The organism is Alitabrizicola rongguiensis, from assembly GCF_021491355.1.
Taxonomy (GTDB): domain Bacteria; phylum Pseudomonadota; class Alphaproteobacteria; order Rhodobacterales; family Rhodobacteraceae; genus Aliitabrizicola; species Aliitabrizicola rongguiensis.
This window is the reverse complement of the sequence record NZ_JAKENF010000001.1, coordinates 52,514-65,153: the sequence shown is the minus strand read 5'-3', so window position 1 is coordinate 65,153 and position 12,640 is coordinate 52,514. Positions and strand designations below refer to the sequence as shown.

12 protein-coding genes are annotated in these 12,640 nt (G+C 63.7%); 4 read left to right on the top strand and 8 right to left on the bottom strand.

The genetic code is table 11. The annotated features are described in order from the left end of the window. Window positions 1-2: 2 nt before the first annotated feature. Entirely contained in the window at window positions 3-386 is a 384-nt protein-coding gene (locus L0V05_RS00290) for a DUF4177 domain-containing protein (RefSeq protein ID WP_234867228.1), read from the bottom strand. Between the two features lie 355 nt (window positions 387-741). Continuing rightward, a complete protein-coding gene (gatB, locus tag L0V05_RS00285) occupies window positions 742-2,253 on the bottom strand; it encodes an Asp-tRNA(Asn)/Glu-tRNA(Gln) amidotransferase subunit GatB (protein WP_234867226.1) in 1,512 nt (503 codons plus the stop codon). Window positions 2,254-2,467: 214 nt separating this feature from the next. Between gatB and L0V05_RS00280 the strand changes: the two genes are divergently transcribed. Beyond that, window positions 2,468-3,076 (top strand): transglycosylase SLT domain-containing protein, encoded by a 609-nt coding sequence (locus L0V05_RS00280; RefSeq protein WP_234867223.1) that lies wholly within the window; start codon window positions 2,468-2,470, stop codon window positions 3,074-3,076. 71 nt (window positions 3,077-3,147) lie between these two features. Here L0V05_RS00280 and pepN read toward each other — a convergent pair whose 3' ends face one another. Beyond that, the gene (pepN, locus tag L0V05_RS00275; RefSeq protein WP_234867221.1) at window positions 3,148-5,712 is read right to left on the bottom strand and encodes an aminopeptidase N; all 2,565 of its coding nucleotides are present in this window, start codon (window positions 5,710-5,712) and stop codon (window positions 3,148-3,150) included. 127 nt (window positions 5,713-5,839) lie between these two features. On the opposite strand from pepN, the gene L0V05_RS00270 reads away from it, so the two are divergent. Next, on the top strand, window positions 5,840-5,998 hold the full coding sequence (locus L0V05_RS00270) for a DUF2256 domain-containing protein (protein ID WP_234867219.1): 159 nt from the start codon (window positions 5,840-5,842) through the stop codon (window positions 5,996-5,998). A gap of 44 nt (window positions 5,999-6,042) precedes the next feature. Here the strand turns inward: L0V05_RS00270 and L0V05_RS00265 are convergent, their stop codons facing one another. The 4 genes from L0V05_RS00265 to L0V05_RS00250 are packed head-to-tail and all read right to left on the bottom strand — an operon-like array spanning window position 6,043 to window position 7,792. After that, a complete protein-coding gene (locus L0V05_RS00265; RefSeq protein ID WP_234867217.1) occupies window positions 6,043-6,486 on the bottom strand; it encodes an SRPBCC domain-containing protein in 444 nt (147 codons plus the stop codon). Beyond that, the gene (locus L0V05_RS00260; RefSeq protein ID WP_234867215.1) at window positions 6,483-6,962 is read right to left on the bottom strand and encodes an SRPBCC family protein; all 480 of its coding nucleotides are present in this window, start codon (window positions 6,960-6,962) and stop codon (window positions 6,483-6,485) included. Before L0V05_RS00260 ends, L0V05_RS00265 begins: the two co-directional genes overlap by 4 nt. Further along, on the bottom strand, window positions 6,940-7,452 hold the full coding sequence (locus tag L0V05_RS00255; RefSeq protein WP_234867212.1) for an SRPBCC family protein: 513 nt from the start codon (window positions 7,450-7,452) through the stop codon (window positions 6,940-6,942). The genes L0V05_RS00260 and L0V05_RS00255 overlap by 23 nt, the downstream gene beginning before the upstream one ends. Further along, window positions 7,430-7,792 (bottom strand): ArsR/SmtB family transcription factor, encoded by a 363-nt coding sequence (locus tag L0V05_RS00250; protein WP_234867210.1) that lies wholly within the window; start codon window positions 7,790-7,792, stop codon window positions 7,430-7,432. The genes L0V05_RS00255 and L0V05_RS00250 overlap by 23 nt, the downstream gene beginning before the upstream one ends. A 216-nt stretch (window positions 7,793-8,008) precedes the next feature. On the opposite strand from L0V05_RS00250, the gene L0V05_RS00245 reads away from it, so the two are divergent. Both L0V05_RS00245 and L0V05_RS00240 read left to right on the top strand, forming a co-directional pair. Continuing rightward, on the top strand, window positions 8,009-10,162 hold the full coding sequence (locus L0V05_RS00245) for a malate synthase G (protein ID WP_234867207.1): 2,154 nt from the start codon (window positions 8,009-8,011) through the stop codon (window positions 10,160-10,162). Window positions 10,163-10,282: 120 nt separating this feature from the next. After that, a complete protein-coding gene (locus L0V05_RS00240; RefSeq protein ID WP_234867205.1) occupies window positions 10,283-11,059 on the top strand; it encodes a gamma-glutamyl-gamma-aminobutyrate hydrolase family protein in 777 nt (258 codons plus the stop codon). 343 nt (window positions 11,060-11,402) lie between these two features. On the opposite strand, the gene L0V05_RS00235 is transcribed toward L0V05_RS00240, so the two are convergent. Next, window positions 11,403-12,431, bottom strand: coding sequence for a LacI family DNA-binding transcriptional regulator (locus tag L0V05_RS00235; protein ID WP_234867203.1), 1,029 nt, complete (start codon window positions 12,429-12,431; stop codon window positions 11,403-11,405). Window positions 12,432-12,640: the final 209 nt, after the last annotated feature.

Below are 12,640 nucleotides of genomic sequence, written 5' to 3'. Positions count from 1 at the left end.
TCCTATTCCGCCGCGACATCCTTGCCCGCCGGGCCAAGACCCGGAACAGGCGCCACCTGATCGTCCGGCAGCGTCAGGCGCGGGGCAGCGCCCTCGGGTGCATAGGCGGAGAGCGCTGGTTTCACCTCGGGCTGCGCGACGGGTGCCGCTTCGACCACGCGGCGGAAGACCAGCATGTTCTGGTATGTGGTCGTCGTCCGCCCGGTAAAGCCCGTGCGTTCCTCGCAGGGCAGGGTATCGGCGCGGACATAGTCCCAGCCATCGCGGCCAAGCTGGTTCATCAGGCCGGTCAATGCCACGGCAAAGCGGTCGGCTGTGGTCTTGGCACCCTTGGCTTTCTCGCCTTTCTGGGGGGCAGGCACGACCTTGTATTCGTAGACGGGCATGAGCGACTCACCTTGAGGGACGGCGAGACCATAGCGGGGCGGCGCCAATCTGTCCAAGCCGGCAACATCGGGATCGGCAGAGAGTCGTTTCCGATCCGGCGCCAGTCCGGTTTCAGGGCGACGGCCGTTTCCATTGGCGCCAATCGTGGCATCGAAATCACGAGAATACCGCCGGATTTCTAGGAAATTCCGCTGAATCTCCCGCTTGCGCCGTCAAACAGAGCCTACGCGACGATCAAGGGTCACCGCTTGGGAGCATCCCTCCTCCCGCCCGAGCGGCCCACCGTCGGAGTTTCGCGCAATACGTTTGCATGACGAGTAAAGGGCGGTCCCTCTGGGGCCGCCCCGTTTTCGTTCAGAGACCGAGTTTCTTCGCCACCAACTCGTTCACCACCGCCGGATTCGCCTTGCCACCGGTGGCTTTCAAAACCTGGCCAGTGAACCATCCCGCGAGTTTGGGGTTCTGTTTTGCCTTCTCGACCTGCGCCGGGTTGGCCGCAATGATCTCGTCCACCGCCGCCTCGATGGCGCCGGTGTCGGTGACCTGCTTCATGCCCCGCGCCGCGGCGATCTCTGCCGGGTCGCCGCCGTCGGTCCAGAGGATCTCGAACAGGTCCTTGGCCATCTTGCCCGAGATATCCCCCTTGGCGATCAGGTCGAGGACGCCACCGAGTTGCGCGGTTGTTACCGGGCTTTCGGCGATCGACTTGCCTTCCTTGTTCAGTCGGCCGAACAGCTCGTTGATGACCCAGTTCGCGGCCTGCTTGCCGTCGCGACCCTGTGCCACTGCTTCGAAGAAGGCTGCCGCGTCGAGTTCTGCGGTCAGCACGTTGGCGTCATAATCGGTCAGCCCGAAATCGCCCATGAAGCGTGCCTTCTTGGCGTCCGGCAGTTCCGGCATCGTCTCGCGGATATGGTCGACCCAGGCCTGTTCGATCTCGAGCGGCAGCAGGTCGGGGTCGGGGAAGTAGCGATAGTCATGCGCCTCTTCCTTGGACCGCATCGAGCGCGTTTCGCCCTTGTCGGGGTCGTAAAGGCGGGTTTCCTGCACCACCTCGCCGCCATCCTCCAGAATCGCGATCTGGCGGCGCGCTTCGTATTCGATCGCCTGCTGGATGAACCGCATCGAGTTCATGTTCTTGATCTCGCAGCGCGTGCCGAGATGCGAGAAATCCTGCGTTTGCTGATACTTCTCATACTGACCCGGCCGGCAGACCGAGACGTTCACGTCAGCGCGGAGGTTGCCGTTCTGCATGTTGCCGTCGCAGGTGCCCAAGTAGCGCAGGATCTGGCGCAGCTTGGTCACATAGGCCGCCGCCTCTTCGGGGCCACGGATGTCGGGGCGGCTGACGATCTCCATCAGCGCGACACCCGTGCGGTTGAAGTCGACGAAGGACAGGGTCGGGTCCATGTCATGGATCGACTTGCCCGCGTCCTGCTCCAGATGGATGCGCTCGATCCTGACGCGGCGGGCCACGCCCGGCCCCATCTCGACCAGCACTTCGCCCTCGCCGACGATCGGGTGGTAAAGCTGGCTGATCTGGTAGCCCTGCGGCAGGTCGGGGTAGAAATAGTTCTTCCGGTCGAAGGCCGAGGTCAGGTTGATGACCGCCTTCAGGCCAAGACCGGTGCGCACCGCCTGTTCCACGCAGAATTCGTTGATGACCGGCAGCATCCCCGGCATCGCGGCGTCGACGAATGCCACGTTGGAGTTCGGTTCCGCCCCGAAGGCGGTCGAGGCGCCAGAGAAGAGTTTGGCATTCGACGAGACCTGGGCGTGGATCTCCATCCCGATCACCAGTTCCCAGTCGTGCTTGGCCCCGGAAATGACCTTGGGCGTAGGCGCGGTATAGGTGAGGTCGAGCATGGGCGTCTCCGAAAGGTTCGCGATCTTTTAAGGCAGGCGCAGGTCTAGGGGCAAGGGTGGGCGCATGGGCGGATTCTCGCAGAGGCCAAAACCGGCGACGGGCAAAGAATCGCCGACGCACGGATTGTTTCGGTTTGAAGGGTTGCGTGAGTGACTTGATCCGGGCCAATTCGCCCGGTCGCGTTTGGGGCGCGATGCGACAACAGGCTGGGTAATGGCTTTCAAACTGACCAGAGCGGTACTTCTGGGTGCGATTCTCGCGTTGCCGATGGGCTGCGCCGACAAGACCACTTCCACGCTTCCACCCATGCGGTGGGATCACCGGCCCGAAGCAACCGTCTGGACCAAGACAGCCCTCGCGGCGATCGACGAAGACGCGGCGAACCTTCCCGCCCTTGTCCCGGGCGACATAAATACCTGGTGCCCCGGCTACACCCATGCGACCGAAGCCGAACGCGAAGCGTTCTGGACGGGCGTTTTCTCGGCTCTGGCCAAGCATGAAAGCACCTGGAACCCGGCTGCCTCGGGCGGCGGCGGGCGCTGGATCGGGCTTCTGCAGATTTCCCCGCAGACCGCGCGCCAGTATGGCTGCGATGCCAAGAGCACGGCGGCGCTGAAGGATGGGAGCGAGAACCTCGCCTGCGCGATCAAGATCGCCTCAGTGCAGGTGCAGCGCGATGGCATGGTTGCCGGCAACGGGGCTCAGGGCCTCGGTCGCGACTGGGCGCCGTTCCGCAATGCCTCCAAGCGCGCCGATATGGCGGCCTGGACCCGGGCGCAGGAATATTGCCAGCCCAAGAAGCGGGTCATGGCCGCGCTCTGAGCGCAAAAGAACGTCGAGCAGGCAAGCCTCCGTCCGGACAACCGGCCGGGGGTTTTCTTTATCCGTAGCTGCTAGTCGGTGACGCCCAACATGCGTCCCGCCATCTCGGCCAGATCGCGGCTGAGGTCCGGCGCCTGCATGATGCGTTCCAGCTCCACCCGGATCAGCGCCTGTCTATCGGCATCGTAGCGCCCCCAGGTCTCGAAGGCGGTCGACATCCGGGCCGCTGTCTGCGGGTTCAGCGGATCGAGTCGCATCAGCCAGTCCGCCACAAGCCGGTAGGCAGAACCGTCGGACTTGTGGAAACCGGCATGGTTGCCGGACAGCGCGCCGATTACGGAACGGAAGCGGTTGGGGTTCTTCCAGTCGAAATCTGGGTGACGGGTCAGGCGGTCCGTGACCTCGGCAGCCCGCGCCGGTTCGGCGCAGAGGATCTGCAGCGAGAACCATTTGTCCATCACCAGCCGGTCATGTCGCCACTGCGACTCAAAGGCCTGAAGCTCGGCCTCACCCCGGCGATTCTCCAGCAGGCAGGCGAGCGCGCCGACCTGTTCGGTCATGTTGTCGGCGGTGCGGAAGGCGGCGGCAGCGCGCGCGCCATCGTCGAGACGGGACTGAAGCCCCAGAAGCACCAGCCGCAGCGCCCGCCTCCCGGCCGCCCGTGCTTCGGGAGTGAAGGGGCCGGGCTCCGCCATGGATTCGATCAGCCGGGGCAGGGCGGAGGCGAGGTGTCGCGCCAGCGCCTCGCCCATGCGGCGACGGGCGGCGTGGATGCGATCGGGATCGGGGGTGACACCGGCATCGTGCAGCGTCTGCGCCATGTCGTCCTCACCGGGCAGGCGCAGCGCCAGCGCGCGGAAGGCGGGGTCGAGGCTTTCGTCCTGCGCCACCCGCGCCAGCGCATCCAGCCAGTCCGGCCCCGGCTGGGCTCCCTCGGTCACCATGCGCGCCATCACGTCCTTGGCCAGTGCCCGGCCCGCCTCCCATTTGTTGAAGGGGTCGGTATCATGGGCAAGGAGGAAGGCGCGTTCCTCGGGGCTGACCTCGCGCTCGAGGATGACCGGTGCCGAGAAACCGCGCAGGATCGAGGGGATGGGTTTCGTCGCCATATCCTTGAAGACAAAGCTCTGTTCGGCCTCGGTCATTTCCAGAACCGTGGTCGGCAAGACCTCGGCGCCATTCGGATTGAGCAGGCCAATCGCGATCGGGATGACCTTCGGGCGCTTGAGTGGTTCGCCCGGTGTTGGCGGGTTCGTCTGGCGGAACGTCAGTCGATAGGTGCCGTCCTGCCAGTGCTCGGTCACCGAAAGGCGTGGCGTTCCGGCTTCCGTGTACCATCGCTTGAATTGGGCCAGGTCGCGGCCCGTCGCATCCTCGAAGACCTTAAGCCAGTCCTCGATCGTCGCCGCCTCGCCGTCATGGCGGTCGAAATAGAGGTCGAGCGCCGCCTTGTAGCCGGCCTCGCCCACCAGCCGTTTCAGCATTCCGATGACCTCGGCCCCCTTCTCGTAGACGGTGGCCGTGTAGAAGTTGTTGATCTCGACGTAATGGTCGGGCCGGACGGCATGGGCCAGCGGCCCGTTATCCTCGCGGAACTGCCGGGCGCGGAGGGTCAGCACGTCCTCGATCCGCTTCACTGGGCCTGAGCGCATGTCGGCCGAGAATTGCTGGTCGCGGAAAACGGTCAGCCCCTCTTTCAGGCACAGCTGGAACCAGTCGCGGCAGGTGATGCGGTTGCCGGTCCAGTTATGAAAATACTCATGCGCGATGATCGACTCGATCCGGGCAAAGTCGTCGTCGGTCGCGGTCTCGGGCAGGGCCAAAACATACTTCGAGTTGAAGATGTTCAAGCCCTTGTTCTCCATCGCCCCCATATTGAAGTCATCGACGGCGACGATGTTGAAGATGTCCAAGTCGTATTCACGGCCATAGGTGCGCTCGTCCCAGGCCATCGAGCGTTTCAGCGCCTCCATCGCATAGGCGCATTTCCCCTCGTCACCCTTTCGGACCCAGATGTTCAGCTCGACATCACGCCCCGAGACGGTGGTGAAGCGGTCGGGATGAGCGATGAGATCACCCGCCACCAGCGCGAAGAGGTAGGAGGGCTTCGGCCAGGGATCGTCCCATTCCGCCCACGCCTCGCCCCGGCCCGCAGGGTTGCCATTCGACAGGAGCACCGGCAGGTCGCTTTCGATCCGCACGCGGAACGGCGCCATCACGTCGGGGCGGTCGGGATAGAAGGTAATCTTTCGGAAGCCCTCGGCCTCGCATTGCGTGCAATACATGCCATTCGACATGTAGAGCCCTTCCAGCGCGGTATTCCCTTCCGGCGCGATCTCGACCTCGGTCTCCAGGGTGAAGCGACCGGCGGGCAGCGCGCTCGCGGGCACTGTCAGACCGGTGCCGTCCTGGTGGAATATCGCCCCTTTGCCGTCGATCCGAAGCGACAGAAGCCGAAGCTTCTCGCCATCCAGCCGCAGATCCTGCGGGCCCGGTCGCGCCGGATTGGGCTCCAGCGTCATCCTCGCCATCACCTTCGTCGCGGTGGGATGCAAACGGAAGGTCAGTTCGACCTGCTCGATGCGGTGGGTGAAGGGCTGATAGTCGGAAAGGCGGATCGTCGGCGCTTCGGTCATGGTTTTCCTCCGGAGCCCCTAACCCTAGTCGCCCGGGCGGCGGGTGCAAGCATTCGCCCGGCTTTCCTGCCGCAGGTCGCGTTCTAGAACGATCTTGTCAGTACCTAAGTCCTAAAGTGAGGAAGCCATGCCCAAGATGCGCCGGAAGGCCGAACTTCCCTCGAAGATCTGCGTCAGCTGTGGCCGGCCTTTCGCCTGGCGCAAGGCATGGGCCAAGATCTGGGACGAGGTGAAATACTGCTCGGATCGCTGCCGCTCCGAAAGGCGCGGCCCGAGCGCCCGCTGAAACGGCGGGCGGGCGCCGTCAAGCCCGCGAGTATCGGGCCCTCTTCACGCTTCGACCAGCCGCGCCAGCTTGGAGAGCGTGGTCTTGCCCAATTCGACCGCGCCGAAACTGATGGCGCCGTCGCGCATCGCGGCGTCGGGAAAGGTCATCACCTGGGTCAGTCGCGTGCCGTCTGCCTCCGGCTCCATCGTCACCACCACCTGCATCCGAGGCGAAGCATCGTCATCGCTGTCGAGGATGAATTCGATCCTTCGCTCTGGATCATGCCGGGTTATGCGGTGGCGATTGGCCCAGACCTTTCCGTCGGGGCCGATCATGTCGAAGCGCCAGACACCACCTTCCCGCAGGTCGATTTCCTTCGTCTGGCAGGAATATCCCTCGGGGCCGAACCATTGCGGAAGCAATTGGGGATCGGTCCATGCCTGCCAGACCCTTGATTGCGGTGCGCGGATCAGACGGCTCAGAGTGATCTGGCGATCCTCGGTCATGCCAGTGTCCTCGCGAAGGCTTCCAGCTGTTGCGCCACCGTTCCCCACCCCTCGTGGAAGCCCATTTCCTCGTGCTGCCGGGCCACTTCGCGCTTTCCATGGATGGCACGGGCAATGTAGCGGGTGCCGCCATCCTCGGGATGCATCAAGATGCAGCCCGTGAAGCCGAACATTGCAGATGTCGCCGGCCGAAAGCCTGCCTCAAGCGTGTCGGTCCAAACCAGCCGCCGTTCGAATTCAATGTCGAGAAAGCAGCCCTCGCCTGGATGCTCGCTGCCATCGACCATCACCATGACCGTGTGGAACCGACCGCCGGGCCGCAGGTCGATCTCGACATCACGCGTCACGACCGGCTTCGGTGTAAACCACTGCTTCACCAGTTCGGGCTCGGTCCAGCACCGCCAGACCTTGGCGACGGGCGCCTTCAGGAGGCGGTTGATCTCAAGATCGAGATCAGGGTTGAATGGCGCGATCATCTGTTTCCTCCATCTTCGCAAGAAGTGCTTCCAGTTGGGCGGCCTGGATGCCCCAGCCCTGTTCGAAGCCCATATCGAGATTGATCTTTGCCTCTCTGGCCGAGGCATGTCGGGCCACGGCGCGATAGCGGGTGCCTGTGCCCTCTGGAGCAAAGGAGATGACCGCGGTGAAGGCCGGGCCGAAGTCGTCGCTCACCTTCTCGACCGGCGAGAAATCCTGGGTCATCAGGTCGGTGAAGACAATCTTCGACTCCGGCTCGACGACAAGGAACGAGCCTTCATTCGGCATCCGCTGCCCGTCCGGTCCGGTCATTTCCATGAAGAATCGACCACCGGCTCGCAGTTCCAGTTCCACCGCCGTCAACTGCATCGGCTTTGGCGCGTACCACTGGCGGAACAGGTCCGGCTCGGTCCAGCAGCGCCAGACAAGGGATGGCGGCGCCATCAGCAACCGCTCGATCACGAGGTCACGTTCCGGGTCGATCTTCATCAGCCTCACCCTTGTCCTGCAATGTCTCCAGGAGTGCCTCGAGCCGGTCAGTCCGCGCCTCCCAGATGCGGCGTTGGTCATCGAGCCAGGCAGTCGCTGCCTGAAGCGCGGTCGGGCGTGCCCGGCAGAGCCGCGTGCGCCCGGTCTTCTCGGTCTCGATCAGCCGGGCATCCTCCAACACCGACAGGTGGCGCAGCACGGTCGGCAGCGCCATACCCGTCGGTTCCGCCAGAACCGAGACGGGGGCCGGTCCCTCCATCAACCGTGACAGGATCGATCGCCGCGTCGGGTCGGAAAGCGCCTGGAACAGCAGGGAGAGGTCAGGGTCATGCTTGGCCATAAAGCTAACTATTTCCGTTATCGCGAGTCGCGCAAGCTAAAACTTAGCTGATAAGCTAAGCTTTTCTCGCGCGGGACTGACCAACGCCCCGAATTCGCTTGCAACCCCGAAAGATGATTTCGGCCAGCCAAGGCAATCCCCGCACTGCGGCGGTTGCACCGGTCGGTCAGAAACCGCTATTGAATGCTATGGCATACCGAACTTCCGGAGGGCAGCATGGCAGAGCGCGTGAATAGGGACGGTCTGCAGGTCGACGGGCATTTGGCCGCCTTCGTGGAAGAGCAGGCACTGCCCGGCACCGGTATCGAGCCTGCCCGTTTCTGGTCTGGCCTGGCCGCGCTGACGCGAGATCTTGCCCCCAAGAACCGCGCCCTGCTCGCCAGGCGGGATGACCTTCAGGCACAGATCGACGCCTGGCACCGGGCACGTGCCAATCAGGCACACGACCCCGCTGCTTATCGCGCCTTCCTGACCGAAATCGGCTACCTGCTGCCCGAAGGCCCCGATTTCACCATCGACACCACCGGCATCGACCCCGAGATCGCCAGCGTTCCGGGGCCGCAACTGGTCGTGCCGATCAACAACGCCCGCTATGCGCTGAACGCGGCGAACGCCCGGTGGGGATCGCTTTACGATTGTCTCTACGGGACCGATGCCATGGGCTCCCCGCCGCCGCCCGGCGGCTATGAGCGGGGCCGGGGCGCGCGGGTCGTGACCCGTGTCCGCGTCTTTCTCGACGAGGCCTTCCCGATCCAGGGCGCGAGCCACGGCGACGTGCGGCGCTACTATGTGAAGGACGGCCAGTTGCTGGTCGATGACCTGCCGCTGGTCGAGCCGTCGAAATTCGTGGGCTACCGCGGCAATCCGCGCGCGCCGGATGCGGTGCTGCTGCGCAACAACGGCCTGCATGTCGAACTGGTCTTCGACCGGGCGCATTTCATCGGCGCGCGCGATCAGGCCTGCCTTGCCGATGTGGTGATCGAAAGCGCGGTCTCGGCGATCATGGATTGCGAGGATTCCGTCGCCTGCGTCGATGCCGAGGACAAGGTGCTGGCCTATGCCAACTGGCTGGGCCTGATGAAGGGCGACCTGACCGAGACCTTCCAGAAGGGCGGGCAGGCGATGACGCGCCGGCTGAACGGTGACCGCACCTATGTCGCGCCGGACGGCTCGGCGCTAACGCTCAAGGGCCGCGCGCTGCTCTGGGTGCGCAATGTCGGCCACCTCATGACCAACCCGGCGATCCTCTTGCCCGACGGCTCGGAAATCCCCGAGGGGCTGATGGACGCAATGATCACCGTGATGATCGCGCTTCACGACCTGCAAAAGACCGAAGGCCCGCGCAACGCCACGCTCGGCTCGGTCTATGTGGTGAAGCCCAAGATGCACGGGCCCGAGGAAGTCGCCTTCGCCGACGAGACATTCACCCGCGTCGAAGAGGTGCTGGGCCTGCCTCGTTACACCGTCAAGATCGGGGTGATGGACGAGGAGCGCCGCACCTCGGTCAACCTAAAGGAATGCATCCGTGCCGCGCGCCACCGCGTTGCCTTCATCAATACCGGTTTCCTCGACCGGACCGGCGACGAGATTCACACCTCGATGGAGGCCGGCCCCTTCAGCCGCAAGGACTTCATCAAGCGCAAGTCCTGGATCCTCGCCTACGAGAACCAGAACGTCGATATCGGCCTAGAATGCGGTCTTGCGGGGCGGTCGCAGATCGGCAAGGGCATGTGGGCCATGCCCGACCTGATGGCGGCCATGCTGCAGCAGAAGATCGAGCACCCCATGGCCGGCGCCAACTGCGCCTGGGTGCCGTCGCCGACCGCGGCGACGCTGCACGCGCTCCATTACCACAAGGTCGACGTGAAGGCGGTGCAGGAGAGGCTCAAGAAGGGTGGCCGCCGCGCCTATGTCGATACGGTTCTGGAGATTCCGCTTGCCAGCTACCGCCGCTGGACGCCTGCGCAGATCATTCGCGAGGTCGAGAACAACTGCCAGGGCATCCTCGGTTATGTTGTCCGCTGGATTGATCAGGGCATCGGTTGTTCCAAGGTCCCCGACATGAACGATGTCGGGCTGATGGAGGATCGCGCTACGCTCCGCATCTCGTCCCAGCATCTGGCGAACTGGATCCATCACGGCGTCGTCTCCGAGGAGCAGGTCGAGACGGCGCTGAAGAAGATGGCCGAGATGGTCGACCGCCAAAATGCCGGCGATCCGGCTTATGTGCCTATGGCGCCCTCCTTCGACGGTCTCGCCTTCAAGGCCGCGCATGCGCTGGTCTTCGAGGGGCTGAACCAGCCCTCGGGCTATACCGAGCCGCTCTTGCACGCCTATCGCCAGCGCCGGAAGGCGGAACTCGCGGGCTGAGGCCCACGAAGCTGCTGCTTTCCTGCACATCTGCTTGATTGCAGGGCCAGTGTGCGCGCATTGGCCCTTCTTTCCGCCCAATTCGAGGCTTATCCTCTGTCACGGACAAAGGATTTGGTCATGTCGCGCCCCGTTATAGGCATCATCGGCAACCGCGCTCTGCTGAACGAAACCTACCCCATCCATGGTGGTGGCACGATGAACATGTGCGCGGTCTCCCATGTGGCGGGCGGCCTGCCGCTCATCATTCCCGCCGACCCCGATCTTGTCTCGGTCGAGGACCTGCTTGACACCTGCGACGGGTTCCTGCTGACCGGGGGGCGCCCCAACGTCCACCCCGAGGAATACGGCGAGGAAGAAACCGAGGCGCACGGCACCTTCGACCGCGCCCGCGACCGTATCACGCTGCCCCTGATCCGTGCTTGTGTCGAGCGGGGGCAACCCTTCCTCGGCATTTGCCGTGGCTTCCAGGAGGTGAACGTGGCCATGGGCGGCACGCTTTACGCCGAGATCCGCGAACTGCCGGGCCGGATGAACCACCGCATGCCGCCCGACGGCACGCTCGACGAAAAGTTCGCACTTCGCCATGCCGTCCGTTTCACCCAAGGCGGGGTCTTTCACCGGCTGATGGGCGCGGAAGAAGTGATGACCAACACGCTGCATGGCCAGGGCATCAAGCAGCCTGGCGCCCGCATCGTTGTCGATGGTCATGCGCCCGATGGCACGCCTGAGGCGATCTATGTCGATGGCGCGCCAGGCTTCACCCTTTCGGTGCAGTGGCATCCGGAATGGAACGCTGCCGACGATCCCGTCTCGCGGCCGCTCTTCACGGCCTTCGGCCAGGCAGCAGCAGACTGGGCGGCGGCGAAGCGCGCGCCGGTGCGAAAGCGCGCCTGACGCCCAGTTTTAGATTTCTGTTGCGTGATGACCATTGCCTTTCGGTATTGGTGGCAGGTCGAGTTTGCATTCTGGCTCGTGCATCGGACCATGATTGACGTTGCATGGTAGGTCCGCAGGTGTTGATGTCCGGCGTCGTTGAAGGTCTCAACTCGGCTCCACCCCGCTCTCCTTGGTCTTGGCCCGACGTTTGAGTCGTTGCTCGACCAGACGGTCGCCGAGGAAGCCGTCCTCTTCAACCTGCGCACTTGCCGGCGCTTTCCGGATCGGGACGTCTCGCGGTGCTGTCGACAAAGATGCCTCAGCAGCAGAGAATCCAGTCGCTTTTCGTGAGGAGAGCGGCCTATTCGACCGGCAGGTTTTCCCTGAATATCACTTGCAGGCGCAGGGGCACGAAGTCGTAAGGCTGCCCGCGCGCCGCTGCCGTCAGCAGGTTCAACGCCTCGCGCGCCTCGACACGCGGGTTCTGGTCGATGACGGCGTCAAGCGCACCCTCGAGGAGAAGCCGCTTGTTGTCTTCCGTCGCCTCATGCCCGATCAGGAGCACCTTGCGCTCAAGGGATCGGGACTTCAGCGCCTGGGCAATTCCGTGTGTTCCGGCGCCGACATTGTAGATACCCGACAGCTTCGGATGGCGGTTGAGCAGCTGCTCGGCTTCGGCAAAGGCCTTGGCGCGGTCATCCAGGATTTCGCGCAGCTCGACGATTTGGATGCGGGGAAACTCCTCCGCCAGGATGTGACGGAATCCCATCTCGCGCTCCTCATGCCCACGATAGGAGAGAGAGCCGGCAAACAGCGCGACCTGTGCCGTCGGATCATGCGCAAGGAACCGCCCCATGAGCAATCCGGCCAGTCGACCGGCCTGTCGGTTGTCGATCCCGACATAGGCAAGCCGCGGCACGCTCTGGATATCCGAGGCCAGCGTGACCAGATGCGCACCTTCGGCGACCAGGCCACGGATCGCCTCGCGCACAAGCGGGTGATCCTGGGCGACGATTCCCACACCGTGAACCTGACCGCGCAACTCATTCAGTCGCGCGGCAAGGGTCGGCGGGCTGAAACCCTCGATCATCTCGACCCGCACGCGTATGCCCTCGCGGCCAACCGCCTGAATTTCCAGTTGCTGGCGCAGCACGTGCATGAAGGCATTCGTTCCGGCGGGAAGCAGAAACACCAGATCGATCGTTCCGGCAGCGGCAGATGAAACCGGCAGGTCCACCGTCGAGACGTAGCCGAGCCGTTGCGCAGCAGTCATGACGATCTCGCGCGTGCGCCGCCTAACCCCCTCGCGGTTGTTGAGGACACGATCAACCGTCGCTGACGACACCCCTGCCTCGCGCGCGACATCCTGCAATGTAACCCGACTGTTCATCCAAGCTCCGGCAACCCCGTGAGGCCTAGTTGCCATCCTTTCGGTGCATTGTAAATGATGCAAAATGATTGAAAATGATTTACATATGCTGCGCATGCATCATTCAGTGATTTGCATCGGAACTGCCTCGAAAGGTCTGTATGGCCCTGAGCCTGTATAATATTTATTAATTACAATAATTTGGCTCTTTTCGCGCTCGCGAGCAAGCT

Bases quoted from the DNA above. Each gene is read 5' to 3' on its own strand.
- L0V05_RS00290 (WP_234867228.1), bottom strand. From the start codon at position 386: ATGCCCGTCTACGAATACAAGGTCGTGCCTGCCCCCCAGAAAGGCGAG.
- L0V05_RS00270 (WP_234867219.1), top strand. From the start codon at position 5,840: ATGCCCAAGATGCGCCGGAAGGCCGAACTTCCCTCGAAGATCTGCGTC.
- L0V05_RS00245 (WP_234867207.1), top strand. From the start codon at position 8,009: ATGGCAGAGCGCGTGAATAGGGACGGTCTGCAGGTCGACGGGCATTTG.
- L0V05_RS00260 (WP_234867215.1), bottom strand. From the start codon at position 6,962: ATGATCGCGCCATTCAACCCTGATCTCGATCTTGAGATCAACCGCCTC.
- L0V05_RS00255 (WP_234867212.1), bottom strand. From the start codon at position 7,452: ATGAAGATCGACCCGGAACGTGACCTCGTGATCGAGCGGTTGCTGATG.
- gatB (WP_234867226.1), bottom strand. From the start codon at position 2,253: ATGCTCGACCTCACCTATACCGCGCCTACGCCCAAGGTCATTTCCGGG.
- L0V05_RS00250 (WP_234867210.1), bottom strand. From the start codon at position 7,792: ATGGCCAAGCATGACCCTGACCTCTCCCTGCTGTTCCAGGCGCTTTCC.
- L0V05_RS00265 (WP_234867217.1), bottom strand. From the start codon at position 6,486: ATGACCGAGGATCGCCAGATCACTCTGAGCCGTCTGATCCGCGCACCG.
- pepN (WP_234867221.1), bottom strand. From the start codon at position 5,712: ATGACCGAAGCGCCGACGATCCGCCTTTCCGACTATCAGCCCTTCACC.
- L0V05_RS00240 (WP_234867205.1), top strand. From the start codon at position 10,283: ATGTCGCGCCCCGTTATAGGCATCATCGGCAACCGCGCTCTGCTGAAC.
- L0V05_RS00235 (WP_234867203.1), bottom strand. From the start codon at position 12,431: ATGAACAGTCGGGTTACATTGCAGGATGTCGCGCGCGAGGCAGGGGTG.
- L0V05_RS00280 (WP_234867223.1), top strand. From the start codon at position 2,468: ATGGCTTTCAAACTGACCAGAGCGGTACTTCTGGGTGCGATTCTCGCG.